The sequence below is a fragment of the Amycolatopsis sp. NPDC051372 genome, from assembly GCF_040682095.1.
Lineage (GTDB): Bacteria > Actinomycetota > Actinomycetes > Mycobacteriales > Pseudonocardiaceae > Amycolatopsis.
Window position 1 is genome coordinate 242675 of sequence record NZ_JBFBAF010000002.1, and the last position, 24944, is coordinate 267618.

A 24944-nucleotide genomic window follows, 5' to 3' on the forward strand; every position below is an offset into this window, starting at 1 on the left:
AGAGCCTCAGCAGAACTGCTTGGCCCCGCCGGCCAGCCGCGCCGCCCGCTCCACCGCCACGTGCAGCAGATCGGTTGGGGCGCAACACGTTTCCACCAGTCCGGCGACGAGTGCCGCCTCCGGGGTGAACGTTCGCTCGCCCGAGCGGACCGTGCGCCAGACCGGGCCGGCGTGGCGGCGCAGCACCGCCTCGACGGCGGGCGGCACGTGCGCGACCGCGCCGAGCCCGAGCCGCCCCTGAGCCATCACGCGCAGGTCGGTGGCCGCCGCCAGCGCGTAGCCGGCGCCCAGCGCGTCTCCGCCGATCGCGGCGACGACCGGGCTCGGGTGGTTCGCGATGGCGAGCACGGCCCGCTCCAGCCGGTCCGCCGTGCCGGCGAAGCCGCGGGCGAACACGTCGTCACCGCCGGTGAGGACGACCGCGTACGAGCCGCCGATGTAGCCCAGCGCGGCGGTGATCCGGTCCAGTGTCTCGGGAACCATGCTCCCGCAGGGGTTCTCGTGCATCCGGACCACCGCGACGCCGTGGTCGTGCTCCAGGTCGATCATGCGCCGTCCTCCCCGCACCCGATCGCAGCGCCCCACGCGAGATGGCTCACGAGGGGATGTCGATGCCGTAGTCCCGGATCTTGCGGTAGATCGTGGCCCTCGACATGCCCAGGGAATGGGCCGCGCGGGACTTGTTCCCGTCGGCGTCGAGGAGGCTGCGCACGATCGCGTCGCGCTCCAGCGACTCCAGCGGGTTGAGCACGCGCTTGACCACCGTCCGGCATTCCGGCGGCAGGTCCTCGGGCTCGATCACGCCGGCGCGGCGGGTGTGCACGACCTTGCGCAGCACCTGCCGCAGCTGGGCGACGTTGCCCGGCCACTCGTTGCGCAGGAGCAGCTGCAGGGCGGCCGGCGAGCAGTGCAGCAGGGGGCCCTTGCCGAGCTGCGCGAGCAGGAACGGCACGAGCACGCGCACGTCCTCGATGTGGTGGCGCAGCGGCGGCACCGTGACCGACGTCGGGAAGTGGCGCATCAGGTCGGTGTCGAGACCGTCCTGCTCACCCTCCGCCACCGTCGCGACGCCCCACACGCGGGCGTCGAGCCGCGCGTCGTCGAGCACCGCGGCCAATGCCCGCTGCTCCTGCTGCGAGAGCTTGTCCAGGTGGCGGAACACCACCGTGCCCGGGCCCTTGCGCAGCACGCGCCGCACCGGGGCCTCCCACTCCCCCGGCTTGATGCCGTCGAGCTCCACGACCTCGCAAGGCGCGCTCGCCGTGGAGCCGGAGTGCGCGGCGCGGGCGATGGCGAGCTTGCCGCTGCCGGGTTCGCCCTCGACCACGGTCCACTTCCGGTCGCGCGCGAAGCGGCCGACCGAGTGACACGCCCGCACCCACAACGCGCCCGTGCCGACGATGCCGGGCAGCACGGGCTGGCGCGTGTCGATCCGCGCGGACACGACCTCGGGCTCCTGCAGCAGCCGGGCCCGCACGACGCCGCCGGCCGGGCCGACGTCGCTCGAGACCGGCGTGTACGACAGCCGCGCACGGGCCCCGCTGGGCAGGTCCATCGACAGCGAGCGGTCCGACTGCGAGCTCAGCGCCTCGACGGCCCGGGCCAGCAGCGCGGCCTGGTCCTCGGGCACGAGCAGCTGGCGGGCGTGGTCGTTGAGCATCACGAGGTCGTTGTTGACCGCGAGCACGATCCCCTGCCCGCGCCGGCACGCCCGCAGGTACGCCGAGAACAGGCTCAGCTCGCGCAGGCCGACCTGAGTGGTCAGCTCCGTCTCGATGTCGTGCGCGGTCGCCTTGGCCAGCGCCAGCAGCAGCGGGCCGGCATCCTTCTTCCAGCACGTGAGATCCAGCAGGCCGAGGACCTGGCCCGAGATCGGGTGGCGGATGGGCACGCCGGCGCACGCGAGCGTGTCGAGGTTCTCCGCGTAGTGCTCGTGACCGAACACCGCGGTCGCCTGCCTGCCTTCGAGCGCCGTGCCGATCCCATTCGTGCCGACGAACTCCTCGGCGTAGCTGAACCCGCGCGCCAGCTGCACGCCGTCGAGGTACCGCTCGAGCGCGCGGTCCTCCGTCCGGCGGTCCAGCACCAGCGCCTGGTCGTCGGTGAGCACCACGCTCACGGCGAGGTCGCTGAGCTTGTCCTCCAGCGCGTCGAGCACCGCGCCCGCGCTCTGCAGCAGCGGCGTTTCGAGGTTCGGATCCGCCACGTACGGGGTCTTCACGTGGTCGGCGGCTACCTGGTGCGTACGGGAGCGCCACCACGAGGCGAGGATCGTCTTGCGGACGCTTTCCGCGTCGACCTCCTCCGTGGACAAGAACTGCTCCCTGGCGTTCGCCAGCCTGTCCGGCGACGAAATGGAGGCGCCTGCGTCGGTCAAAGCCTCACCTCCCGGCAGAAGGGCGTCGTGCGCCCCGGCCAGGCACACGACGTCGTGTGCCAGTCACCATAACGGCAGCACCGACCACTGCCTGTCTCATATTGAGACCACCATCACAGGGTACTCGCGGTGTCATTCCCTGCATCCGGACGGCGACGTGCGAGCTGCATCCGGTGCCCGGCGGCCAGGCGGCCGGGTACCGGATCACCACCCGCGAGCGGCGCGAACCAAGCCGAGCCAGGAACTGCCGACGACCGATCAGGTGGAGGTACACGGCGTGAGTCGACAAAGTCTGAGCAAGGCGCACAAGAAGATCACGGAACTGTCGTGGGAACCGACCTTCGCGACCCCCGCGAAGCGCTTCGGGACCGACTACAAGTTCGACAAGGCCCCCAAGAAGGACCCGCTCAAGCAGATCCTTCGGTCCTACTTCCCGATGGAGGAGGAAAAGGACAACCGCGTGTTCGGCGCCATGGACGGCGCCATCCGCGGCAACATGTTCCGCCAGGTCCAGGAACGCTGGATGGAGTGGCAGAAGCTGTTCCTGTCCATCATCCCGTTCCCGGAGATCTCGGCCGCCCGCGCGATGCCGATGGCCATCGACGCGGTGCCGAACCCCGAGGTGCACAACGGCCTCGCGGTGCAGATGATCGACGAGGTTCGCCACTCGACGATCCAGATGAACCTCAAGCGCCTCTACATGAACCACTACATCGACCCCGCCGGGTTCGACATCACGGAGAAGGCGTTCTCCAACAACTACGCCGGCACGATCGGCCGGCAGTTCGGCGAGGGCTTCATCACCGGTGACGCGATCACCGCGGCGAACATCTACCTCACGGTGGTGGCCGAGACCGCGTTCACGAACACCCTGTTCGTCGCCATGCCCTCGGAGGCGGCGGCCAACGGCGACTACCTGCTGCCCACGGTGTTCCACTCCGTGCAGTCCGACGAGTCCCGCCACATCAGCAACGGCTACTCCATCCTGCTGATGGCGCTGGCGGACGAGGACAACCGGCAGCTGCTCGAGCGCGACCTGCGGTACGCGTGGTGGAACAACCACTGCGTGGTCGACGCGGCCATCGGCACCTTCATCGAGTACGGCACGAAGGACCGCCGCAAGGACCGTGACAGCTACGCGGAGATGTGGCGTCGGTGGATCTACGACGACTACTACCGCAGCTACCTCATCCCGCTCGAGAAGTACGGCCTGAAGATCCCCCACGACCTCGTCGAAGAGGCGTGGAACCGGATCATCAACAAGCACTACGTGCACCGCGTGGCGCAGTTCTTCGCCACCGGGTGGCCGGTGAACTACTGGCGCATCGACCCGATGACCGACACCGACTTCGAGTGGTTCGAGTCGAAGTACCCGGGCTGGTACAACCAGTTCGGCAAGTGGTGGGAGGCGTACAACCGCCTGCGCTACCCGGGCAAGAACAAGCCGATCGCGTTCGAGAACGTGGGCTACGAGTACCCGCACCGCTGCTGGACCTGCATGGTCCCCGCCCTCATCCGCGAGGACATGGTGACCGAGAAGGTCGACGGCCAGTGGCGCACCTACTGCTCGGAGACCTGCGCCTGGACCGACACCACGGCGTTCCGCGGCGAGTACGAGGGCCGCGAGACCCCGAACATGGGCCGGCTCACGGGCAAGCGCGAGTGGGAGACGCTCTACGACGGCATGGACCTCGCCGACATCATCTCCGACCTCGGCTACGTCCGCGACGACGGGAAGACCCTCATCCCGCAGCCGCACCTCGACCTCGACGACCCGAAGAAGCTGTGGACTCTCAACGACGTCCGCGGGATCACCTTCGGCAGCCCGAACATCGCGCTCAACAAGATGTCGGACGCCGAGCGCGAGGCGCACATCGCCGCGTACAAGGCGAACCCGAACGTCACGGTGGCCTGAGGCCGCACCCCGAAACGGTATCCCGCCGGGGTTCCGAGGGTTTCGAACCCCGGGACCCCGGTGGGTGCCCCCATCCCCAGGAGCGGCGTCCATGGGCGACAAGCACAAGATCCGGTTCGAACCGGTCGGCATCGACATCGAGGCCGACGAGGACGAGACCATCCTCGATGCGGCCTTCCGGCAGGGCGTCATGCTCATGCACGGCTGCAAGGAGGGGCAGTGCTCGGCGTGCAAGTCCTTCTTGCTCGAGGGCGACCTGCAGATGGACCGGTACTCCACGTTCGCGTTGGCCGACTACGAAAGCGAGGAAGGGTTCGTGCTGCTCTGCCGAGGGCACGCGTACTCCGACCTCGAGATCGAGCTGACCAACTACGACGAGGACATGATCCGGTCCGGCCTGCCGGTCGTCACGGCGGGAACCACGGTGGATTCGATCACCGACCTGACCCACGACATCTCGCTCGTCCGCCTGAAGGTGGACGAGGACGCGGGCATCCGGTTCCACCCGGGGCAGTACGTGGACATCAAGATCCCGGGCACGGACGAGCACCGTTCGTTCTCCATGGCCAATGTCACGGTGGCCGACGGGATCCTCGAGTTCATCATCAAGCGCTACCCCGGTGGCAAGTTCTCCGGGCTGCTCGAAGGACCCCTCTCCGCCGGCGACCCGCTGGAGGTGACCGGGCCGTACGGCACGTTCACCCTGCGGGTCAGCTCCGATCGGCGGCTGGTCTTCGTCGGCGGCGGGGCCGGGATGTCCCCCATCCTGGCGCTGCTGCGGCAGATGGCGGAAAGCGGCAACGAGCGGGAGGTCGTGTACTACTACGGCGCCCGCACCGAGCGGGACCTCTTCCACCTCGAGGAGATGGCGGAGCTCGCCCGGCAGTTGCCGAAGTTCCGGTTCGTGCCGTGCCTGTCCGACACCGCTCCCGAGGGCTGGCCGGGTGACGGCGAAGGCGAGCTCGGGCTCGTGACCCAGGTGCTCGAACGGCGGGAGGACAACCTCGCCGAATGCGACGTGTACCTGTGCGGCCCGCCGCCGATGATCGACGCGGCCCTGCCCCTGCTGGAAAGCCTGGGTGTGCCGTCCGATCAGGTCTTCTACGACAAGTTCACGATCACGGCCGCGGCGGAGGACTGACCCCGCAGGCCGATCCCACCCGAAGCAGACCACCACACACAGAGAGGTGTGCTCATGGTCAGTACGGAAAAGCCCCAGCAGAGCTTCCCGAAGCCCGAGTTCACGGGCGCCGAAGCCGGGTTGCTGGACTTCCCGAGCTCGAAGAGCCGTAGCTACAACTACTTCAAGCCGCGCAAGATGCGCGCGACGATGTACGAGGACGTGACCTTCGACGTCCAGCCCGACCCCGATCGGCACCTCTCGCAGGGCTGGATCTACGGCTTCGCGGACGGCCCCGGCGGCTACCCGAAGGAGTGGACGGAGCTCAAGTCCGGCAACTGGCACCAGTTCCTCGACCCCAACGAGGAGTGGGAACAGACGATCTTCCGGAACAACTCCAACGTCGTCCGGCAGATCCAGCTCAACCTCGAAAACGCGAAGAAGGCCGGCGCCTACCAGAACTGGGCGCCGAGCTGGAGCAAGTTCGTGGAGCGGCACCTCGGTGCGTGGATGCACGCCGAGCACGGTCTCGGCATGCACGTGTTCTGCTCGGAGCAGCGTTCGGCCCCGACGAACATGATCAACAACGCGATCGCCGTGAACACCGCGCACAAGCTGCGCTTCGCCCAGGACCTGGCGCTGTACAACCTGGACGTGACCGAGTCGGAGATCGAGTTCGACGGTTCGGTGCACCGCTCGGTGTGGCACGAGGACCCGGCGTGGCAGGGCGTGCGCGAGAACGTGGAGCGCCTGACCGCGATCGGCGACTGGGCCGAGTCGCTCTTCGCGGCCAACGTGGTGTTCGAGTCGCTCGTGGGTGTGCTGTTCCGCAGCCACCTGGTGATGCAGGTCGCCGCCCGCAACGGCGACTACGTCACGCCGACCGTCGTCGGTGCCGGCGAGCACGACTACGAGCGGGACCGCAGCTACACGCGGGCCCTGTTCGCCATGCTCACCAGCGACGCCGAGCACTCCGCGCACAACAAGCAGGTGCTCACCTCGTGGCTCGAGAAGTGGGTGCCGGTGTCCGAGGCCGCCGCCCGCACGCTGCAGCCGATCTGGTCGCAGCCGCAGGAGAAGGTCGTGACCTTCGCCGAGTCCTGGGACGCGTCGGTCACCGGCTTGCGCAGCCTCTTGTCCGATCTCTCCATCGACGAACCGAAAGGGCTGCTTTCATGACCGCGAGCAGGCAGTTCACCGTCGACCGCACCGCGTCGAACATGTGCGGCGTCACCCTGATGAACAACCAGAACGGCTACGTCGTGGCTGAGGTCATGCGCGGCAAGCCGGGTGTCACGGTGGCGGAGTACCCGTCCATGATCCGCGTGGACGGCACTAACAAGATCGTCTTCAACTGGGACGAGATCTCCGAGGCGATCGGCTTCGACTTCGGGCAGCCGGACTTCGAGGAGATCATGTCGACGCACTACGGGCGCATGGTCCACCTCGACGACGAGACGGTGCTGTTCGCCAACCCTGAGGACGCGGCCGAGTACATCGACTTCGACCTCGAACCGGTCGAGTAGCCCGCGCACGGACACCGGTTCGCCCCGAGGGGGGCCGGGCCGGGACGGTGCTCGCCGTCCCGGCCCTGGCCCCGGGGCCCTTCCCGCGAAAGGACTCCCCATGTACCGCAAGGACGGCGAGAGCTATTTCATCGTCGACAGCCACGTGCACTTCTGGGACGGCTCGCCCGCCAACCAGGCCAACCGGTACGGCAAGGGCTTCATCGAGTGCTTCTACGACCACCACCGCACCCTCAGCCCCGCCGAGTGGCTGTGGTCGCTGGAGAAGTTCGGCAAGTACTCCGAGGAGACACTGATCGACGACCTGTTCACGACGGGCTACGTGGACAAGGCCATCTTCCAGCCGACCTACCTCACCGAGTTCTACGTCAACGGGTTCGACACGACCGAGCAGGACGGGGCCGTCGCGGAGAACAACCCCGGCAAGTTCATCGTCAACGGCGCCTTCGACCCTCGCGACGGCGAGGCCGGGCTGGACAAGCTCGAAGCGCTGGCCGAGCGATGGGACCTCAAGGGCGTGAAGCTGTACACGGCGGAGTGGAAGGGCGAGTCGAAGGGCTGGCAGCTGTCGGACCCGTGGGCCCACCGGTACCTGGAGAAGTGCGAGCAGCTGGGGATCCGCAACGTCCACGTCCACAAAGGACCGTCGATCGACCGCAGCGAGCGGGACTCGGCCGATGTCGGCGACATCGACGACGCGGCCGTCGCGTTCCCGAACCTGAACTTCGTCGTCGAGCACGTGGGCCTGCCCCGGTTCGAGGACTTCTGCTGGATCGCCACGCAGGAACCCAACGTCTACGCCTGCCTCGCCGTGGCGATGCCGTTCATCCACACGCGACCGCGCTACTTCGCGCAGGTCGTGGGCGAGCTGTTGTACTGGCTCGGGGAGAACCGCATCACCTTCGCCAGCGACTACGCCATCTGGCAGCCGAAGTGGCTTGTCGAGTCCTTCGTGGACTTCGAGTTCCCCGAGGACATGCAGGGCGACTACGGCACGCTGTCCACCGACGCGAAGAAGAAGATCCTCGGCCTCAACGCCGCGCAGCTCTACGACCTCGAAGTGCCTGCGGAGGTGACCGCCGGGATGGCCGGTGCCGGCGCGGGCGCCGGGACGAGTTCGAAGGTCCCGGCATGACCGCGGCGACAGCGGAAACGCTGACCAGCAGAGTCTGGCGTGCCCTGGCCGACGTCGTGGACCCCGAGTTCCACGAGCCGATCACGGATCTCGGGTTCGTGGCCGGCGTCCGCGTGCGATTGCACAACGACCGCGGCCACTCGGTTTCGGTGCGGCTGCGGCTGCCCGCGTACTTCTGCGCGCCCAACTTTGCGTACCTGATGGTGGCCGACGCGCACGATGCGGTGCTGAGCCTGCCGAGCGTCGACACGGTCGACATCGTGCTGGAGGGCCGGCGCGCCGGCGACGAGGTCACCGCGGCCGGCTTCGGCGGCTCGGTCCCTGAACAGGCCGGAGGTGAGCTCGCCGAGCTCCCGGCGGGCTTCCGGCGCGAAGCACACCTGGCCTGCATGGAGCGGGCCGTGCGCAAGCTGGTGGACGAGGGCTGGCAGGTCGATGCACAGCAGTCCCCCGAGCGCGAGAGCCTGCTGCGGTTCGCCAAGAGCGTGCGCGTGTCCATCGAGGACAGCACGAAGCCGCGGTACTACCGGACCGGCGACGAGGTGCGAGAGGAGGTACCGTCGTGAAAGCGGTGCAGTTGCGCGGCTACGACCGCACCCCCGAACTCGTCGAGGTGCCCGACGCCCACGTGACGGGGCCGCTCGACGTGGTGGTGCGGATCGGCGGCGCCGGCGTGTGCCGCACGGATCTGCACATCATCGAGGGCCAGTGGGCGGAGAAGTCGGGCGTCACACTGCCCTACACGCTCGGCCACGAGAACGCGGGCTGGGTCGCGGAGATCGGCGAGGGTGTCACGTCGGTGTCCGTGGGCGACCCGGTTATCCTGCACCCGCTCGCCACGTGCGGGCTGTGCAAGGCGTGCCGCGCGGGCGATGACGTCCACTGTGTACAGTCGGCGTTCCCGGGCATCGACCGTGACGGCGGCTACGCGGAATACCTGCGCACCAACGCGCGGGCTGTGGTAAAGCTGGACTCCTCGCTCGAACCGGCGGCCGTGGCGGCGCTGGCCGACGCGGGGCTCACCGCGTACCACGCCGCCCGCAAGGCGGCGGCCCACCTGCACCCGGGTGAGCGCGTGGTATCGATCGGCGCGGGCGGGCTCGGCCACATCGGCATCCAGGTGCTGAAGGCGATTTGCCCGGCAGAGCTGATCGTGGTCGACCGGTCTCCGGAGGCGCTGAGGCTCGCGGGCGAGCTCGGTGCCGACCACCTCGTGGTGGCCGACGGCTCGGAAGCCCAGGCGGTGCTCGAGCTCACCGGCGGCGAAGGCGCGGAAGCCGTCGTCGACTTCGTGGGCGAGGGCGGCGCGATCGAGGCCGGCGTGAAGATGTTGCGACGCGCCGGGAACTACTACGTGGTCGGCTACGGCGGGACGCTGGCGGTGCCGACCATCGACATCATTTCCACCGAAATCAACTTCGTCGGCAACCTCGTCGGGTCCTATTCGGATCTCGCCGAGCTCATGGTGCTGGCCGCGCAAGGAAAAGTCGCGCTGCACACCAGTACGTACGCCCTGACCGACTTCGAGAAGGCGCTCGACGATCTGGACCGCGGCCTCGTCCGCGGTCGCGCGATCCTCGTACCCTGACCGCCGGCAGGTTCAGCCGCGACCACGACCACCGTAGGAGAAGGACAGACATGGCCAAGGACTTGCGCTTCAACGTCGAAGCCCGCCAGCTGCTGGAGTCGGGCGTGAACGCGCTCGCCGACGCGGTGAAGGTGACGCTCGGCCCCAAGGGACGCAACGCCGTGATCGAGAAGCTCACCGGAGCCCCGACGATCACGAACGACGGCGTCACCATCGCCAAGGAGATCCAGCTGCGCAACCCGTTCGCCAACATGGGCGCGCAGCTGGTGAAGGAGGTGGCGATGAAGACCAACGGGGTGGCGGGCGACGGCACGACCACCGCCACCGTGCTGGCGCAGGCGATCGTGCGCGAAGGCCTGCGCGCCGTCGACGAGGGCGCCAACCCGCAGCTGCTGAAGAACGGTATCCAGAAGGCCGTGCAGCGCGTGGTCGAGGTGCTGCAGGCAGGCGCCCGCGAGGTGACGGAGGCGGGCGACCTCGCGCACGTCGCGACGCTTTCGGCGAACAACGACCCGGAGATCGGCGACATCATCGCCGAGGCGATGGGCCGCGTCGGGCTCGGCGGTGTGGTCACCGTGGAGGAGTCGCCGGCGTTCGGGCTGCAGGTGAACTTCGCGGACGGCGTGGAGTTCGACAACGGCTACATCTCGCCGTACATGGCCACCGACAAGGACCGCATGGAGACGGTGTTCGAGGACCCGTACATCCTGCTCACCAACGAGAAGATCTCGAAGGTGCAGACGCTGATGCCGGTCCTGGAGCAGGTGACCCGCACGCAGAAGCCGCTGGTGATCATCGCGGAGAACGTGGACGGGCCCGCGCTGGGCATGCTCGTGGCGAACAACGTGCACAACACGTTCCGCTCCGTCGTGGTGCGGGCGCCGGGCTTCGGCCACCGCCGCATCGCGGAGCTGTCGGACCTCGGCGTGTTCACCGGCGGCGAGGTGGTGACCGGCGACGCGGGGCAGAGCATCGACGCGGTGCGCCTCGAACAGCTGGGCCGCTGCCGGCGCATCACCATCACCGAGGGCAGCACCACGCTCGTCGGCGGGGCCGGCAACGAGACCGCGGTCTCCGCGCGGATCGAGCAGATCAAGCGGGAGCTGGAGCGCGCCGAGAACGAGCACGACCAGGACAGCCTGCAGGCCCGCATCGCCCGGCTCTCGGGCAGCGTCGCGGTGATCCACGTCGGTGCGGCCACCGAGGTCGAGCTGCGGGAGAAGCAGCACCGCGTGGAGGACTCGCTGTCGGCCACGCGCGCCGCGATCGAGGAGGGCATCGTCGCCGGCGGCGGCACCGCCCTCGTGCAGGCCCGCGCCGAAGTCGACAGCCTCGACCTCACCGGCGACGCCGCCGTGGGCCGCGACATCGTCCGGCGCGCGCTGGTCGAGCCCCTGCGCTGGATCGCCATCAACGCCGGCTACGACGGCGACGAGGTCCTCGCGGCGGTCGGCTCGTCCGCTCCAGGGCACGGCTTCAACGCGCTGACCGGTGAGTACGGCGACATGTTCGAGGCCGGCGTCATCGATCCCCTCAAGGTGACCCGCTCTGCGTTGCAGAGCGCGGCGTCCATCGCGGCTCTGCTGCTGACCACGGAGACGCTCGTGGTGGAGGAGATCATCCAGAACCCGGGCGCCATCATTGCTCCCGGTTTCGGTGACCTCGCGGAGGGCATGGTGCGGCCCTCGAACATCTACTGACCCGGCCGGGCGCCACCGCTCGACGGGGCCGAATGCGGAACCGGTTTCGGTCCCGTCGAGCGAGCGGCACGGTGGTGGCGTGAACGGTACGTCGCGTGGTCGATCGGCAAGGTGCCCGTGTTCTGGCAAATGTCCGACACAACGGCTTGTTGCCGGGAACTCTGGCACCAAGCCGCCGAACCGGCCGATCGCCCTGGCAAGGAAGCGACCCAGGTGGCGAATTGCCAAACCGAACGGCATCCCGCGACGTGATTCGCAGCTTGCCAAGGGTGTTGGCACCAAGCCACACCGACTAGCAACCCACCGCGGCGAATCGCCCGTTGCCGGAACGGCGTGACAGCCAGCCACGCCAGCGGCAAGCCACCAAGCCATGGGCAAGCCGCCATGGCAACGGCAAGACCCACGGCAACGGCCGGCCGCCATACCCATGGCAACTGGCCACCGACAACGGCAAGTCGCCCTTGCCCTGGCGAGACGCCTGGGCAAGGGCAACGCGCCGGCGGGAATGGCAAGTCGCCACGGCATCGGCCAGTCGCCAGGGCGTGGCAACTGGCAACCGGCAATTGGCCAAGACAACGGCGAGTTGCCATGACCAACCGCGAGTTGCCGCGAAAGCCGCAGTTGCCGCGGGAATGGCAAGACGCCACGGCGACGGCGAATTGCCGTGAGTGCCGCAGATAGCCGTGGCAGCGGCAAGACGCCACGGCAAGGGCAAGACGCCACGGCAAGCGCGACACGCCACGGCAAGGACGAGGCGCCACGGCGAGTGCGCGGCGCCGTGGCAAGCGACCGACGGAACGGCAACGTGTCACAGCCCGTGGCAAGCGGACAGCCGGACCAGTCGGTTGCCAGGGCAATCTGCCACCGCGATGGCAGGTTGCCAGCATTAATGGCAAGTGAGGCAGCCGTGGCAACGGCAGCCGGGGCGAAGGAACGCCGCCCCGGCGAACCCGGACTCGGTTCCCGGCGCGGGACGCCCGCCGGGGGCCGCGGCCGGTCGTGAGTACGGGTGGTCGCGGCGCCCGGCTCACGCCCGGTCACGAGGCAGCGTGGCCTCGTGCGCCGTCTGTGCCCCTTTCGGAGGACAGCATGATCTTCATCGTCGTCAAGTTCACCGTCCGGCCCGAGCGGAGCGAGGACTGGCTCGGCCTGGTCGACGACTTCACCCTCGCCACCCGGCGCGAGCCCGGGAACCTGTTCTTCGAGTGGTCGCGCAGCGTCGACGTGCCCCACCAGTTCGTGCTGGTCGAGGCTTTCGCCGACCCCGACGCCGGCCGCGCGCACGTGAAATCGCCGCACTTCGCGGACGCGATGGCGTGGATGCCCGGCGTCATCGCCCGCACCCCGGAGATCGTCAGCCTGGACGCCCCCGGCGCCGGCTGGAGCCCGATGGGCGAACTCCGAGTCGACTGACCGCTCCCACCACAGGCCGGACGGGGTCCGGACCGCCGCGAAGGGTCCGGACCCGTCCGGCCGCATCGCCCGAGAATTCACCCGAGAAATCGTCTCGGATATCGCCCGGGAACGCCGTCAGCGCTTTCTGCCCCGCCGGCGCCGGGTCGCGCGGGTGAGGATCCAGGCCAGTGAGATCACCATCCCACCCACCGCGAGACCCCAGGCCGTGACGTCCACGGCGGGCACCCACGAGACCTCCGAGCCGCGGATGACGAAGGCGCCCGTCGGGCGGGCGAAGAGCCCGAAGCCGACGCCTTCCTTGTCCGGCGCCTCCTGTCCGCCGCCCCCGCCGCCGGTCACCATGGCCGCCGGGATGACAACGATGCCATCTTTCTCGACCGGGTCACCGTAGACGCGTTGCGCCGTGTACAGCTCCGCTGTGGACGCGGTGATGTCCTTGAGTCCCATGTGGTCACTCCTTCGTCGAGTCGCTGCCGGTCACGATCCTCGTCGATTACAACGTCCGGGTGAAGTCCCTGGCCACCACGGCTCACGTTGTTAGCGTGGACGCCGCTGACTCGACGGACGGTGGGGACATGACAGCATCCGTGCAGGAGCGGACCAGCACACCACGAAGAACGACCGAAGGAGTGAAACCGTTGTCCCGCAAGGAAGAGCCAGGATTGGCGTTGAGCATCGCGCTCACGACGGCACTGGGCTTCGCCTGGGCGGCGGAGGTGGGGTTCGGTGTCGGGGTGAGCATCGGGAACCTCGTGACCGGCAACACGCGCAAGTCCGCTCCCCTACTGAAAAACAACGGATAGACCACGAAAAAGCCGCCGCCGCAACGGAAATCGTCTCCGAGTGGGGCGCGGCGAAGGAGTGGCACATGCTCATCGTCGCCGGGCACCTCGTCGTCGCCCCCGGCCGGCGGGAGGCCTACCTCGCCGGCTGCGTGCGCGTGGTCGAGCAAGCCCGCGACGCGCCCGGCTGCCTCGGCTTCTCCCTCGCCGCGGACCTGCTGGCCCCTGGGCGCATCGTCGTCTTCGAGCGCTGGGAGTCGCGGGCGGCCGTCGAGGCGTTCCGGGGCAGCGGCTCGAGCGACGAGCAGAACGCCGAGATCCTCGCCGCCGAAGTGGCCGAGTACGACGTCGCCGGCGTTCGCGAACTGACCTGACCGAAAAGGCTAAGACCAAATCGTCACGTACACGGGCGGCCGGAACCGCGAAGGCGGCACGCCGCTGCCCGGCGCGCGCATCACGTGCATCGCCGCCGGCGTCGTCAGGAAGTGGCGCAGCGAGTTGGCCGCACCCGTGCGGCGGTCGGTCGGCAGGGTGGTCACGTACCAGCACGTCGACATCGGCGTGTGACGCGTCGGCACCACAACCAGCTCGTGGCGGCGCAGCTGCGGCGCCACGAGGTGCTCCAGCGCCACCGACACCCCGCCCCCGCTGGCGGCCGCCGACCACGCGGCCGTCTGGTTCGGGAAGACCTGGATCGCGTCGTCGGGCACGCCGAGGCGGGCCAGCAGCCGGCCGGTGTCGCTGCCCGGGTCGGCGCCCGCCGGGTCGAGCAGCCACGGCCAGTGCGCCGGGCTGCCCTGGTGGCGGCAGTGCGGCGAGCCGACCACCACGAGTGACGCGCGGAAGATCGGCGTGCAGTCGAGGTCGCCGCTGTCGCCGGTGACATCGGGGCCCAGCGCGACATCGGCGAGCCGGTTGGTGATGAGCACGGGCAGCTCGGCGGTGCGCGCAAGCCCGGACGACGCGTCGATGGCGTTGCCCGATCTTCGCGTGAACGCCTCCAGCAGCGGGTTGGCGACGAACTCCGCGATCTCGCTGGTCACCGCCAGCTGCAAGCGCGCCGCGACGCCGTTGGCCTGGCGCACGGCGGCGTCGGCCTCGGCGCCGAGTGCCACCATCTGCGATGCGATGGGCAGCAGCCGGCTGCCGCCCGCGGTGAGTGTCATGCCGCCCGAGCGCTTGATGAGCAGCTTGTCGCCGTGGTGCTGACGCAGCGCGGCCAGCGCCTGCGACACCGCGGGCTCGCTCACACCGAGCGCTTTCGCGGCGTCGGTGACCGACCCCAGCCTCGCCACCAGGACGAACGCGTTGAGCTGGCCCAGTGTCATGGTCAAATACTCTCGGTAACCCCGAATCCTGGACAATACTCCTTAAGCAAAGGGTTAATCCAGAGCTCCGCAACCGCGCCCGCGGTGTTCACTCGCCCCATGGACGACGAAGCGCTGCATGTCCTGCGCGAGGTCTGGCGCGCCCACGGCCAGGACGCCGACGAGCTGGAAGCGGCCTGCGGGCCCCAGCGTTCGTGCAAGAACATGTCGGCCGTGGGGTACGGCGGGCTCGCCGACAACGGCGACCTGCACACGGCGTGGCACGACCAGCTCGCCCGCGAGGGGAAGCTGAAGCCCGGCACGAGCACGGTGCGTGACCTCGTGCTCGGCGCGGACGAGCAGCCGTAACGGGATGACCGAACCGGACACCGTCGCAGGGCTCACCGCCGCCCTGCGCGACGGCGCGTACCTCGCCGACCGCGGCCTAGCCACGGCGCTGCTGGTCGGGCTGCGGCTGCACCGGCCCGTGCTGCTCGAAGGCGAGGTCGGCGTCGGCAAGACGGAGGTCGCGAAGACGCTCGCCACGGTGCTCGGCCGCCGCCTCATCCGGCTGCAGTGCTACGAGGGCATCGACACCGCCCAGGCCCTCTACGAATGGGACTACGCCCGCCAGCTGCTGCGCATCCGCGCGCTGCAGGACCACCAGGCCGAGTCCGGCGAGGTGGTCGAGCAGCTGTTCGGGCCCGAGTTCCTCGTCGAACGGCCGCTGCTCGCCGCCGTCCGCGCGGGCGCCGGGGCCGTGCTGCTCGTGGACGAGATCGACCGCGCCGACGACGAGTTCGAAGCCTTTCTGCTCGAGCTGCTGTCCGACTTCCAGGTCACCGTGCCCGAGATCGGCACCATCGTCGCGCCCAGCCCGCCGCTGGTCGTGCTCACCTCCAACCGCACCCGCGAACTGCACGACGCGCTCAAACGCCGCTGCCTCTACCACTGGCTCGGCTACCCGGGCGCCGACCGCGAGGTGGAGATCGTGCTCGTGCGCGAGCCCGGCGTCGAGGAAACCTTGGCGCGCCAGGTCGTGGCCGCGGTGCGACGGCTGCGGGAGCTCGACCTCGCCAAGCCGCCCGGCGTCGCCGAAACCATCGACTGGGCTCGCATGCTGCGGTTCCTCGGCGAGCGCACGCTCGACGAACGCTCCGCCGGCGACACGCTCGGCGCCGTCGTGAAGGACCGCGACGACCTTGACGTGGTGCGTGAGCACCTCGCGGAGCTCGCCTCCGGTGGCTGAGCTCACCCGCGTGCTGGTGGGTTTCGCGCGGGCCCTGCGCGAAGCCGGACTGCCCGTGGGCTCCGGCGACGCGCTCGGCTGCTGCCGCGCGATGACCGTTCTCGACACGACCGACCTCGCCGACCTCTACTGGGGCGGCCGCACCACGCTGCTGAAGCGCCACGAAGACCTCCCCCGCTACGACGAGACGTTCCGCCGTTACTTCCTCGGCGCCGGCGAACCGCCCGCGGCGCTGCTCACGATCCTCGCCGAGTCGGGCGTCGACGCCACGCTGGCGCTGCCCGAACCCGAACGCACCGGCGACGAGCACGAGACCGACATGCTGCTCGGGCTCACCGCGTCCGATGTGGACAGCCTGAAACGCAAGTCCTTCGGCACCTGCACGCCCGACGAGCTCGCGGCGATCCGCCGCATCATGGCCCGGCTTCGCCTCACCCCGCCGAAACGCCGCACGCGCCGCACCCGGCCCGCGCGCAAGGGCCGCGAACCGGATCTGCGCCGTACGGTCCGGGACTCGCTGCGGACGTTCGGCGAACCCCGCGCGCTGCGGTGGCGCGAACGCCGCGTGCGGCTGCGGCCGCTGATCCTCGTCCTCGACGTCTCCGGCTCCATGGCCGACTACTCACGCACGCTGCTGCAGTTCGCCTACTCCGCGCGCCGCGCCGCGGCGAAGGTCGAGGTGTTCTGCTTCGGCACCCGCCTCACGCGGATCACCGACCAGCTGCGCACCCGTGACGCCGACGAAGCCCTGGCGCGAGCGGCCGAAGCCGTGGTCGACTGGGAGGGCGGCACCCGCATCGGCGCCGCGCTCGACGAGTTCGTGCGCACCTTCGGCCGGCGCGGCCGGTGCCGCGGCGGTGTGGTCGTGATCTGTTCCGACGGCTTCGACCGCGGTGACCCGGATGTGCTGGCCAAGGCGGTGGAGCGGCTGTCGCGGCTGTGCCACCGGCTGGTGTGGACGAACCCGCACGGCGACGCCCTCGACCCGGCGCCGCTCGGGATGAGGATCGCCGCGCCGTACGTGGACCTGCTGGTGGCCGGCCACGACCTGCGCAGCCTGGAGGAGCTCGCGGCAGCGCTGCCCCGAGCTCGGTGAGGAGCACCGGCGATGCGGTGGAGCGTGGGGATCGAAGCGGACGGCGAGCGCGTGTTCACTCGCGAGGAGATCGTGAGCCTGGCCGACGCGGTGGCGGCCTCGGGCGGGATCGCCAGCGGGATCGGCACCACGAGCTACGGCGCGCGCCTGCTCGTCGAGGCACCCGACCGGGAGAAGGCGATCACGCTCGCCACGGCGGAGTTCCGCCGCGCGGCGAAGGAGGCCGGGCTGCCGTCGTTGCCGGTCGGGCGCGTCGAGGCCGTCGGCGAACACGAGTGATCCGCCTCGGCTCGGCTTCGGGGTACCCGTTCGAGGGCCCCCGCCTGCTCGGCGGGTGGACGCCCCCCGCCGTCGCCGCGGTGTACGCCGTGCTCTACCGCCCCGAGCCCGAAGCCCGCCCCGATCGCTACGCCGTGGTGTACGTCAACCACGCGGACGACCTGTCCCAGGCGAGCCTCCCGTGGCGGCACCCGCGCGCGCAGTGCTGGATCGCCCGCGCGGGCTCGCGGTGGAAGGTGCACATCTGCACCTACGAGGTCCCCGGTGGGCTGCCCGCGCACCGCGAGCAGATCGTCCGCGAGCTCACCGCCGTCTACCGGCCGCGCTGCAACGAAACGCAGTTCGATCACAGCTGGGCCGAGGAGTGGATCGGCCACGAACGCTGAGGCGCCCCTCTCATCCCCCACGGATGAGGCCGGATCGCTCGGTCGGCGGCGACGATGCTCCCGGACACGACCGGAGTCCGTGATGCGTCGTGACGGAGCTGGAGGCAGGGATGACAACGACAGCCATCGAGCCGCCGCGGGCGGACGTCCTCGTGATTTTCGGGATCACCGGCGACCTGGCGAAGGTGATGACCTTCCGTTCGCTGTACCGCCTCGAGGCCCGCGGCCTGCTCACGTGCCCCGTCGTCGGGGTGGCCGCCGACGACTGGACACTCGATCAGCTCGTCGAACGGGCCCGGTCGTCGATCGAAGCGACCGGAGACCTCGACAAGGCGGTCTTCGACCGGTTCGCCGCCAAGCTGTCCTACGTCAGCGGCGACTTCACCGACCCGGCCACCTACGACCGGGTCGGAGCCGCTGTCAAGGGCGCCACGACACCGGTGTTCTACCTGGAGATCCCGCCGTTCCTGTTCGCCCGGGTGGTCAAGGGACTGTCCGACGCCGGGTTGACCACCGGCGCCCGGCTCGTCATCGAGAAGCCGTTCGGCCACGACCAGCAGTCCGCGCGTGCGCTCGCCGATCAGTTGCACCAGTACGTCGACGAGGCGCAGCTGTTCCGGGTCGACCACTACCTGGGGAAAATGGGGTTGCAGGAGATCCTCCACCTGCGTTTTGCCAACGCCGTCCTCGAGCCGCTGTGGAGCCGCAACTACCTCGAGTGCGTGGAGATCACGATGGCGGAGAGCTTCGGCGTCGAGGACCGCGGTCATTTCTACGACCCGGTCGGCGCGTTGCGCGACGTCGTCGTCAACCACTTGATGCAGGTGGTCGCGGCCGCCGCGATGGAGCCGCCGTCACGAGGCGACCCGGTGACGCTCAAGGAGTCGCAGGTCGGTCTGTTCCGCGCGGTGGTGGAGGCGAATCCGGCCCACTACGTGCGCGGGCAATACCGCGGCTACCTCGACATCGACGGCGTTCCGCGCGACTCGGCCACCGAGACGTTCGCGGCGCTGCGGCTCGACATCGAGAACTGGCGCTGGGCCGGCGTGCCGTTCTTCATCCGGACCGGCAAGCGGCTGCCGGTGACGCAGACCGAGCTGCGGCTGGTCTTCAAGCGCCCGCCCAAGCTGGGTTTCGGGCTGGTCGGACACGAAGCGCAGCCGAACCAGCTCGTCCTGAGGCTCGACCCGTCGACCGGGGTCCGGATCCAGGTCGACGCGTTCCGCGCCGACGTGGCCCGCATCGCGCCGATCGAGCTCGACATGGAGTTCGCGGACGAGGGCGGCGAGGGCCCGACACCGTACGAGGTTCTGCTGCACGCGGCGATGATCGGGAACAGCACCCGGTTCTCCCGCCAGGACGGCGTCGAGGAGACCTGGCGGGTCATGCAGCCGCTGCTCGACGCGCCGCCGCCGGTGCGGGCCTACGAACCCGGAACCTGGGGGCCGGGCGCGGCCGACGAGATCACGGCCGGGTTCGGCGGCTGGCGCACGCCCTGGACATCCCGCTGACCAGCTCGGCCGAGCCGCTCCGGTGGCCGGTCGCCGACGCGAAGTGCTCCCTCGTCGGCCGTCCTCCTCAGGAACGGCCGGCTGACGTCGTGGAGTCGCCTCGGCCGAGTGAGATGTGCGGAACGTCCGCGTCGTCGTCTCCCCAGACGATGCGGTGGGGTTTCGTGGACCACTCGACGATCGCGGCGTGGTCGCGCTCGAAGTAGTCCCACGCCCACGACATGAAGGCGTCGACCTTGCTGTGCACCCCGCTCAGCAGCATCGCGTGGACACCGAGCCAGGCGGCGAACGCGAGGGGCCCGTCGACCTGGTGCCGGTGCTTGCCGACCTCGGCGACGGCGGCGTTGCGGCCGATCATGGCCATGATGCCCTTGTCCTTGTAGTGGAACGGTTTCGCCGGCTGTCCGGCTCGCCGGCGCAGGATGTTGCCGGCGGCCCGATCGCCGGACTGCTGGGCCACGGAGCCCAGTTGCGGCAGCGTCCCGTGATGCCCCGCCGGGATGTTTGCGGCGTCTCCGATCGCGTACACGTCCGGGTGGCCGTCGACCGTCAGGTCGGGCAGCACGTCGACCCGCCCGCCACGACCGGTCCCGAGCCCGGCGGCGGCCTGCACCACGGGCGCCGCAGACTCGCCGCCGCCCCAGATGACGGTGCGGGTGCGGATGGCGGTGCCGTCGCCGAGCTCCACCCGGTCGGCGTGCACCGCCGCGACTCCCGTGTCGAGCCGGGGCTCGGCGCCGTGCTCGGTGAGCCGCTTGTGCGCGTACTGGTGCGACCGGTGGGAAAAGGCGCCGAGCAGCCTGCTGCCGCGGTCGATCAGGAAGATCCGCCCGGAGGTCGGGATCCGCTCCATGGCCACGAGAGCGGTCATCAGCTCGGTGAGCGCGCCGGTGATCTCGACGCCGGTCGGGCCGCCGCCCACGACGACGATGTCGAGGGCATCCTCGCCGAGCCGCTTTTCCGCCACCTCCCGCACCAGGTCCTGTACGTGAAGCCGCAGCCGCACTGCGTCCGCCACCGAGTAGAGCGGGAACGCGTGCTCGGCGGCGCCCGGGACACCGAAGTACTCGGGCTGCGCGCCGGCCGCGATCACCAGGTGCGATCCGCTGATCTTCTCGCCGTCGGACAAGGTCAAGCCGAGGCCCGCGAGGTCGAGCTCCGTGACGCGCGCGGTGCGGGTCTCGACCGTCGGGTGGTCGCGGAAGATCACCCGGTGCGGGCGCGCGATGTCTTCCGCGGGCAGCTGCGAAGTGGCGACCTGGTAGAGCAGTGGCTGGAACTGGTGGTAGTCGTTGCGGTCGACGAGGGTCACCCCGATGCCCTCGTCACCGAGCCGCCGGGCACACGCGACGCCCGCCAGCCCGCCGCCCAGCACCAGGACGTTCCGGTTCCCGGTTCGCTGCCCGGTCACAGCGACAGCTCCGCCATGAAGTCGGACAGGATGATCCGGCTCGCCGCTTGGATCAGGGCGAGGTGCGAGAACGCCTGGGGGAAGTTGCCGAGGTGCCGGGCCCGGTCGACCTCGAACTCCTCCGCGTAGAGACCCAACGGCGACGAGATCCGCAGCAGGCGCTCCAGCAGGCTGCTCGCCCGGTCCATCTCGCCGACCATCGCGAGCGCGGAGACCAGCCAGAACGAGCAGATCAGGAACGTGCCTTCCTTTCCGGACAGGCCGTCGTCGGTCTCGTCGGTCTTGTAGCGCAGGACGTAGCCGTTCTCGGTCAGCTCGTCGGCGATCGCGTCGACCGTCTTGCGCATGCGTTCGTCGGTGCCCGGCAGGAAGCCGAACAGAGCCGCGAGCAGAGTCGAGGCGTCCAGCGCGTCGGTGTCGTAGTGCTGCCGGAACACGCCCCGTTCGCTCACGCCGTTCTCGAGGATGTCCGCGCGGATCTCGTCCGCGGTCGCTTGCCACTGGCTCGCGAGCTTGCCGTCGTCGCGGATGTTGGCCAGCTTGGCGGCGCGGTCGAGCGCCACCCAGCCCATCAGCTTCGACGACACGTAGTGCTGCGGCTTGCCGCGCGCCTCCCAGATGCCCTGGTCCGGCTCGCGCCACGCCGCGGTCGCGGCCGCGGCCTGCGACTGGACGAGCGGCCACAGCCGGCGCGGCAGGTGCTTGCTCCTGGCGGTGTGCAGCAGCAGCGAGTCGAGCACCGCGCCGAAGACGTCGTTCTGGTGCTGGTCGAAGGCGCCGTTGCCGACGCGGACCGGCCGGGCGCCTTCGTAGCCGCCGAGATCGTCGCGTGTGGACTCGGTCAGGTCGCGGCGTCCGTCGATGCCGTACATGATCTGCAGGCCGCCGTCGGAGTTCGGCTCGAGGTCGCCGACGAACTGCATGAAGTCGCCGGCTTCCCAGTCCAGGTTCAGGTAGTGCAGCGCCTGGAGCGTGAATGTGGTGTCGCGGATCCAGGTGTAGCGGTAGTCCCAGTTGCGCTCGCCGCCCGGTGCCTCGGGCAGTGACGTGGTCAGTGCCGCGACCGTCGCGCCGGTCGGCATGTAGGTCAGGCCTTTGATGGTGAGCGCCGAGCGCTCCAGGGGCGGGCGCAGCGGGTGATCCGGGATGCGGGCCCGGGAGAGCCAGCTGCGCCAGAACCGGACCGTCGCGTCGATCCGGGCTTGCGCCTCCGCGACGTCGGCCGGCGAGGCCAGCCCCTCGGCCCACGACAGCGCGCAGAACGCCTTGTCGCCCTTGACGAGCACGTGCCGAGCCCGCGCGGTGCCACCCTCGATGCCGATGAGCATGTCGGTGCTCAGCCGGAAGGTCTGGCCGGCCCCGGTCGCGTCGGCGTGGTGATCGTCGCCGCCGATGGTCCAGTCGGCCGGCATCCGCCCGTAGTCGAACGCCGGCTCGCAGACCAGCTCTACCTCCAGCTCGCCTTCGAGGCACTCGACGGTGCGCACGAGCAGGTGGTCGGCGTCGTTGTCGGCGGGTGGCCTGGTGTGGGGCGTGACCGTGTCGCGGCCGCGCCGCGGGCCCATCGTCAGGGCGTCGTGGACCAGCAGCCAGCCGTGTGGTGTGTGCCAGGTGGTGATCATGACGTTGGTACCCGGCACGTAGGCGCGCGAGGTCGGCACGTTGATCCCGTAGGGACCGAACCGGAAGGACCCGGCGCCGCGGTCGAGCAGGTTGCCGAAGCTGCTCGGGGCGTCGAACGCGGGCAGGCACAGCCAGTCGACGGACCCGTCCGGCGCCACCAGGGCACCGGTGTGGCAGTCGGACAGGAACGCGTAGTCGGCGATCCGCGGGAAGGGCGAGGTCGTGGCGTTCACGGGGGCTCCTTCACTTTCGTGACGCGCGAAGTCGCGGGCCTGCTTCGACGATCCGTGGACCAGGCGGCGCGGCAATCACCTTTCGCAGGTGATTGCGGTACGGCTCAGCCGGCCTCGGTGTCGACGGCGGGGTCGGCGGCGTCCTCGAGGCCTTCCTCGGGGAGCAGTCGGCGCTGGTCGAGCACGTAGAGCAGCACGAAGCCGGGTAGCACGATCAGCACGGCGAGTCCCACGGCCACGAGCATCGCGGTCTGAGTTCCGGTCGGTGCGGCGGCGGCGGCGATGGTGAGGGTCTCGGGCAGCAGGTAGGGCCATTGGGCGATGCCCCAGCTGAGGATGATGCAGGCGACCGCGACCACGGCGAGCACCCGCGCGCCGCGGGCGGCGTCGCGGACCAGCAGCACCAGGGCGCCGAACCCGCACAGGACGCTGAGCACGACCGGGGGCAGCGCCCACGAGATCAACCGGCCGAAGACGCCAGGATAATGTGGAACCCGAGCGTGAAGGCCATCTGCGAACGCGCCACGGAACGGGATTCACGCCCGCAGCCGCGTTCGCCAAGCCCGTCAACGTCTCGCCCACGATCACCCCTGCGCGCTTGCCCGTGCACCGGCCCCAGCCGCTCGGAGGGTCCGCCGGTTGTGGCGGTGCCCCCGACCCTGGCGGGTCGCGCACCCGGCGGGCATCACCCGGCGGGGATGACGTCGGCCCGGCACCGGACCGCAAAGGGCGGGAGTCAGCCGGCCGCGAAGCTCGCTCCGCCTCCTCGATGCCCAGGAACGTGAGGCGAGGTTTCCGCGCCTCGCGAATCGCGGTCGCCACGTCGCGAAGCACTCCTCGTGCGGCGCCTTGGGCCCACCCTGATCTCGGCATCGGCCCGCCGCGCCGACGCCGAACACGATCAGTGCGACGCGAATCCCACCGCGTCGTGCAGCCGTGAGCGCCGGGTCCCCGACGCCGGGCGCGCGGGCGGGCGTTCCTCCGTCGGCGGCGTGTAGGTCGCCCCCGCCACGATCTCCTCCGCCATCCCGTACAGCAGCGGCAACGCGCCGGCCACCACCGCGCCCGTGCGGTTGATGTGCGAGACGGCCGGCACGATCGCCTCGGCGTGGGTGTTGATGCGCCGCACGGTGTCCGCGCAGTCCTCCAGGTTCGTGGCGATGCGGGCGAGCAGGCCGCCGACCCAGAACAGGTACACCGCGAGGCCCGCGATGAGCAAGGCGATGTCGACGACGGTCAGCACGATCAGGGTGGTGGTCACGATTTCACCTTTCCGAGCACACGGCCGAGGAACAGGTGGTGCTGCAGGCCTTCGGCGAGCACGGCGTCGACGCGCGTGGCCGTGACGGGGATCAGGTCGGTGTGCTGCGTGTTGTCGGCGGCGCCGTGCAGCGTGTCGCGGATGCCCGCGACCCGGCGGTCGATCACCTTCACGTAGCGGATGAGCAGGCTCAGCAGAGCCACCACCACGAGGATCACCACGAACCCGGCGGCGATGGCGATCCACCACAACGTCTCGTCCTGTGTGGACACTCGGATCAGCCTCCCAGTCGCGCACGGCCGCGCCGCAGGCCGGCGACGATGACCTCGGCGTGGTCGATGGTGGTGCGCAGCTCGGCCAGCGGCGCGGTGTTGCGTTCGGCCGCCTTGAGCTCGTCGTCGATGAGTGGCGCGGCCTGGCCGATGGAGCGCGCGAGCGCCAGGATCGGCACCACGAGCGCCACCACGACGAGCACGATGACGACCCCGATCGAAAACCCGATGATCCAGCCCGTGGTCATGACACTCCCCCTCTCACACCGACTCGCAGAAGTCGCGCACCGGCTTGAGGTTCGCGTTGACCGAGCCCAGCGCGGCGGGCACGGGCGCGGTCTCCTCCGCGATCACGCGCACGCCGCCCAGCACGCTGCCGAGCGTGCGGCGGACGTGGCGCAGGTGCAGGATCACGCGGAGCAGGCCGACGGCGGCGAACAGGATGATCAGCGCGCTGATGGCCAGGGTGGCCCAGGCGGCGGCAGGCATGGCGAAACTCCTTTCAGCCCAGCAGTTTCGCGACGCTGCCGGCGTACCGGGTCGCGCCGACGGCCACTTCGCCGATGGTGCGGTCGGTGCGCGCGAGCGCCTCCGGGACGGGTTCGAGCTGCCCCGCGAGGCGCACGCCGCCCACGAGGATGTCGTCGGCCGCGGCGCGGATCCGCTCGACGGCGGCCAGCACACGGTTGAGCAGGGCGATCACCACGGGCAGCACCACGAACAGCAGCACGGCGTTGCCGATCCACCACAGGACCAC

General features: G+C 70.0%; 29 protein-coding genes. 17 read left to right on the forward strand and 12 right to left on the reverse strand.

The features are described from left to right. Positions 1-6 precede the first annotated feature (6 nt). Both AB0M56_RS04845 and AB0M56_RS04850 read right to left on the reverse strand, forming a co-directional pair. Positions 7-549 (reverse strand): enoyl-CoA hydratase-related protein, encoded by a 543-nt coding sequence (locus tag AB0M56_RS04845; protein ID WP_364171130.1) that lies wholly within the window; start codon positions 547-549, stop codon positions 7-9. Between the two features lie 46 nt (positions 550-595). After that, complete coding sequence (locus AB0M56_RS04850; protein WP_364171132.1) at positions 596-2314, reverse strand: helix-turn-helix domain-containing protein; 1719 nt, start codon at positions 2312-2314, stop codon at positions 596-598. A 340-nt stretch (positions 2315-2654) separates the two neighbouring features. Here AB0M56_RS04850 and AB0M56_RS04855 point away from each other — a divergent pair, with 340 nt between their 5' ends. The 9 genes from AB0M56_RS04855 to AB0M56_RS04895 all read left to right on the forward strand — a co-directional run bounded on the left by AB0M56_RS04855 (position 2655) and on the right by AB0M56_RS04895 (position 12774). Then, complete coding sequence (locus AB0M56_RS04855; RefSeq protein ID WP_285966586.1) at positions 2655-4292, forward strand: aromatic/alkene/methane monooxygenase hydroxylase/oxygenase subunit alpha; 1638 nt, start codon at positions 2655-2657, stop codon at positions 4290-4292. A gap of 91 nt (positions 4293-4383) precedes the next feature. Continuing rightward, positions 4384-5433, forward strand: coding sequence for an FAD-binding oxidoreductase (locus AB0M56_RS04860; RefSeq protein ID WP_364171134.1), 1050 nt, complete (start codon positions 4384-4386; stop codon positions 5431-5433). Positions 5434-5487: 54 nt separating this feature from the next. Next, positions 5488-6591, forward strand: a complete 1104-nt coding sequence (locus tag AB0M56_RS04865) for an aromatic/alkene monooxygenase hydroxylase subunit beta (protein ID WP_364171136.1) — start codon at positions 5488-5490, stop codon at positions 6589-6591. Then, on the forward strand, positions 6588-6938 hold the full coding sequence (gene mimD, locus AB0M56_RS04870; protein ID WP_364171138.1) for a propane 2-monooxygenase effector subunit MimD: 351 nt from the start codon (positions 6588-6590) through the stop codon (positions 6936-6938). Before AB0M56_RS04865 ends, mimD begins: the two co-directional genes overlap by 4 nt. Positions 6939-7038: 100 nt before the next feature. Further along, complete coding sequence (locus AB0M56_RS04875; protein ID WP_364171140.1) at positions 7039-8073, forward strand: amidohydrolase family protein; 1035 nt, start codon at positions 7039-7041, stop codon at positions 8071-8073. Beyond that, on the forward strand, positions 8070-8639 hold the full coding sequence (locus tag AB0M56_RS04880) for an iron-sulfur cluster assembly protein (protein ID WP_364171142.1): 570 nt from the start codon (positions 8070-8072) through the stop codon (positions 8637-8639). The genes AB0M56_RS04875 and AB0M56_RS04880 overlap by 4 nt, the downstream gene beginning before the upstream one ends. Further along, positions 8636-9661: an NAD(P)-dependent alcohol dehydrogenase gene (locus tag AB0M56_RS04885; RefSeq protein WP_364171144.1), complete on the forward strand. Its 1026-nt coding sequence runs from the start codon at positions 8636-8638 to the stop codon at positions 9659-9661. Before AB0M56_RS04880 ends, AB0M56_RS04885 begins: the two co-directional genes overlap by 4 nt. A gap of 50 nt (positions 9662-9711) precedes the next feature. Beyond that, positions 9712-11361 (forward strand): chaperonin GroEL, encoded by a 1650-nt coding sequence (gene groL, locus AB0M56_RS04890; RefSeq protein WP_364171146.1) that lies wholly within the window; start codon positions 9712-9714, stop codon positions 11359-11361. Positions 11362-12450: 1089 nt separating this feature from the next. Beyond that, positions 12451-12774 (forward strand): putative quinol monooxygenase, encoded by a 324-nt coding sequence (locus AB0M56_RS04895; protein ID WP_354875466.1) that lies wholly within the window; start codon positions 12451-12453, stop codon positions 12772-12774. A gap of 117 nt (positions 12775-12891) precedes the next feature. Here the strand turns inward: AB0M56_RS04895 and AB0M56_RS04900 are convergent, their stop codons facing one another. Further along, positions 12892-13224 carry a hypothetical protein gene (locus tag AB0M56_RS04900; RefSeq protein WP_364171149.1) on the reverse strand — a complete coding sequence of 111 codons (333 nt, stop codon included), beginning with the start codon at positions 13222-13224 and terminating at the stop codon, positions 12892-12894. Between the two features lie 191 nt (positions 13225-13415). On the opposite strand from AB0M56_RS04900, the gene AB0M56_RS04905 reads away from it, so the two are divergent. Further along, positions 13416-13580: a hypothetical protein gene (locus AB0M56_RS04905; protein WP_364171150.1), complete on the forward strand. Its 165-nt coding sequence runs from the start codon at positions 13416-13418 to the stop codon at positions 13578-13580. Between the two features lie 65 nt (positions 13581-13645). Next, on the forward strand, positions 13646-13933 hold the full coding sequence (locus AB0M56_RS04910) for an antibiotic biosynthesis monooxygenase family protein (RefSeq protein ID WP_364171152.1): 288 nt from the start codon (positions 13646-13648) through the stop codon (positions 13931-13933). 9 nt (positions 13934-13942) lie between these two features. Here AB0M56_RS04910 and AB0M56_RS04915 read toward each other — a convergent pair whose 3' ends face one another. After that, complete coding sequence (locus tag AB0M56_RS04915) at positions 13943-14887, reverse strand: LysR family transcriptional regulator (RefSeq protein ID WP_364171154.1); 945 nt, start codon at positions 14885-14887, stop codon at positions 13943-13945. A gap of 99 nt (positions 14888-14986) precedes the next feature. Between AB0M56_RS04915 and AB0M56_RS04920 the strand changes: the two genes are divergently transcribed. The 6 genes from AB0M56_RS04920 to zwf all read left to right on the forward strand — a co-directional run bounded on the left by AB0M56_RS04920 (position 14987) and on the right by zwf (position 19387). Beyond that, positions 14987-15235: a hypothetical protein gene (locus tag AB0M56_RS04920; protein WP_364171155.1), complete on the forward strand. Its 249-nt coding sequence runs from the start codon at positions 14987-14989 to the stop codon at positions 15233-15235. Between the two features lie 4 nt (positions 15236-15239). Beyond that, positions 15240-16115: a MoxR family ATPase gene (locus AB0M56_RS04925; protein ID WP_364171157.1), complete on the forward strand. Its 876-nt coding sequence runs from the start codon at positions 15240-15242 to the stop codon at positions 16113-16115. Then, the gene (locus AB0M56_RS04930; RefSeq protein ID WP_364171159.1) at positions 16108-17211 is read left to right on the forward strand and encodes a VWA domain-containing protein; all 1104 of its coding nucleotides are present in this window, start codon (positions 16108-16110) and stop codon (positions 17209-17211) included. The genes AB0M56_RS04925 and AB0M56_RS04930 overlap by 8 nt, the downstream gene beginning before the upstream one ends. 12 nt (positions 17212-17223) lie before the next feature. Next, positions 17224-17490, forward strand: a complete 267-nt coding sequence (locus tag AB0M56_RS04935) for a hypothetical protein (RefSeq protein WP_364171161.1) — start codon at positions 17224-17226, stop codon at positions 17488-17490. After that, complete coding sequence (locus tag AB0M56_RS04940; RefSeq protein ID WP_364171162.1) at positions 17487-17876, forward strand: hypothetical protein; 390 nt, start codon at positions 17487-17489, stop codon at positions 17874-17876. The genes AB0M56_RS04935 and AB0M56_RS04940 overlap by 4 nt, the downstream gene beginning before the upstream one ends. Before the next feature lie 110 nt (positions 17877-17986). Continuing rightward, on the forward strand, positions 17987-19387 hold the full coding sequence (gene zwf, locus AB0M56_RS04945; RefSeq protein ID WP_364171164.1) for a glucose-6-phosphate dehydrogenase: 1401 nt from the start codon (positions 17987-17989) through the stop codon (positions 19385-19387). Between the two features lie 67 nt (positions 19388-19454). Here the strand turns inward: zwf and AB0M56_RS04950 are convergent, their stop codons facing one another. From AB0M56_RS04950 to AB0M56_RS04985, 8 genes are all read right to left on the reverse strand, one after another. Next, positions 19455-20798, reverse strand: coding sequence for an NAD(P)/FAD-dependent oxidoreductase (locus AB0M56_RS04950; protein ID WP_364171166.1), 1344 nt, complete (start codon positions 20796-20798; stop codon positions 19455-19457). Next, positions 20795-22654: a glycoside hydrolase family 15 protein gene (locus tag AB0M56_RS04955; RefSeq protein ID WP_364171168.1), complete on the reverse strand. Its 1860-nt coding sequence runs from the start codon at positions 22652-22654 to the stop codon at positions 20795-20797. The genes AB0M56_RS04950 and AB0M56_RS04955 overlap by 4 nt, the downstream gene beginning before the upstream one ends. Before the next feature lie 104 nt (positions 22655-22758). Beyond that, positions 22759-23118: a cytochrome d ubiquinol oxidase subunit II gene (locus tag AB0M56_RS04960; RefSeq protein ID WP_364171170.1), complete on the reverse strand. Its 360-nt coding sequence runs from the start codon at positions 23116-23118 to the stop codon at positions 22759-22761. Between the two features lie 437 nt (positions 23119-23555). Continuing rightward, positions 23556-23915 (reverse strand): hypothetical protein, encoded by a 360-nt coding sequence (locus tag AB0M56_RS04965; RefSeq protein WP_364171172.1) that lies wholly within the window; start codon positions 23913-23915, stop codon positions 23556-23558. Beyond that, entirely contained in the window at positions 23912-24187 is a 276-nt protein-coding gene (locus tag AB0M56_RS04970; protein WP_220241270.1) for a hypothetical protein, read from the reverse strand. The genes AB0M56_RS04965 and AB0M56_RS04970 overlap by 4 nt, the downstream gene beginning before the upstream one ends. Before the next feature lie 5 nt (positions 24188-24192). Further along, positions 24193-24435 (reverse strand): hypothetical protein, encoded by a 243-nt coding sequence (locus AB0M56_RS04975; protein WP_364171174.1) that lies wholly within the window; start codon positions 24433-24435, stop codon positions 24193-24195. Between the two features lie 13 nt (positions 24436-24448). Beyond that, positions 24449-24676: a hypothetical protein gene (locus tag AB0M56_RS04980; RefSeq protein WP_220241271.1), complete on the reverse strand. Its 228-nt coding sequence runs from the start codon at positions 24674-24676 to the stop codon at positions 24449-24451. Positions 24677-24689: 13 nt separating this feature from the next. Then, on the reverse strand, positions 24690-24944 hold the full coding sequence (locus tag AB0M56_RS04985; RefSeq protein ID WP_220241272.1) for a hypothetical protein: 255 nt from the start codon (positions 24942-24944) through the stop codon (positions 24690-24692).

What these genes read in the sequence shown, in the direction of transcription:
- AB0M56_RS04845 (WP_364171130.1), bottom strand. Translation starts at nt 549, where the DNA reads ATGATCGACCTGGAGCACGACCACGGCGTCGCGGTGGTCCGGATGCAC.
- AB0M56_RS04860 (WP_364171134.1), top strand. Translation starts at nt 4,384, where the DNA reads ATGGGCGACAAGCACAAGATCCGGTTCGAACCGGTCGGCATCGACATC.
- AB0M56_RS04865 (WP_364171136.1), top strand. Translation starts at nt 5,488, where the DNA reads ATGGTCAGTACGGAAAAGCCCCAGCAGAGCTTCCCGAAGCCCGAGTTC.
- mimD (WP_364171138.1), top strand. Translation starts at nt 6,588, where the DNA reads ATGACCGCGAGCAGGCAGTTCACCGTCGACCGCACCGCGTCGAACATG.
- AB0M56_RS04875 (WP_364171140.1), top strand. Translation starts at nt 7,039, where the DNA reads ATGTACCGCAAGGACGGCGAGAGCTATTTCATCGTCGACAGCCACGTG.
- AB0M56_RS04880 (WP_364171142.1), top strand. Translation starts at nt 8,070, where the DNA reads ATGACCGCGGCGACAGCGGAAACGCTGACCAGCAGAGTCTGGCGTGCC.
- groL (WP_364171146.1), top strand. Translation starts at nt 9,712, where the DNA reads ATGGCCAAGGACTTGCGCTTCAACGTCGAAGCCCGCCAGCTGCTGGAG.
- AB0M56_RS04895 (WP_354875466.1), top strand. Translation starts at nt 12,451, where the DNA reads ATGATCTTCATCGTCGTCAAGTTCACCGTCCGGCCCGAGCGGAGCGAG.
- AB0M56_RS04900 (WP_364171149.1), bottom strand. Translation starts at nt 13,224, where the DNA reads ATGGGACTCAAGGACATCACCGCGTCCACAGCGGAGCTGTACACGGCG.
- AB0M56_RS04910 (WP_364171152.1), top strand. Translation starts at nt 13,646, where the DNA reads ATGCTCATCGTCGCCGGGCACCTCGTCGTCGCCCCCGGCCGGCGGGAG.
- AB0M56_RS04915 (WP_364171154.1), bottom strand. Translation starts at nt 14,887, where the DNA reads ATGACACTGGGCCAGCTCAACGCGTTCGTCCTGGTGGCGAGGCTGGGG.
- AB0M56_RS04920 (WP_364171155.1), top strand. Translation starts at nt 14,987, where the DNA reads ATGGACGACGAAGCGCTGCATGTCCTGCGCGAGGTCTGGCGCGCCCAC.
- AB0M56_RS04925 (WP_364171157.1), top strand. Translation starts at nt 15,240, where the DNA reads ATGACCGAACCGGACACCGTCGCAGGGCTCACCGCCGCCCTGCGCGAC.
- AB0M56_RS04935 (WP_364171161.1), top strand. Translation starts at nt 17,224, where the DNA reads ATGCGGTGGAGCGTGGGGATCGAAGCGGACGGCGAGCGCGTGTTCACT.
- zwf (WP_364171164.1), top strand. Translation starts at nt 17,987, where the DNA reads ATGACAACGACAGCCATCGAGCCGCCGCGGGCGGACGTCCTCGTGATT.
- AB0M56_RS04975 (WP_364171174.1), bottom strand. Translation starts at nt 24,435, where the DNA reads ATGACCACGGGCTGGATCATCGGGTTTTCGATCGGGGTCGTCATCGTG.
- AB0M56_RS04980 (WP_220241271.1), bottom strand. Translation starts at nt 24,676, where the DNA reads ATGCCTGCCGCCGCCTGGGCCACCCTGGCCATCAGCGCGCTGATCATC.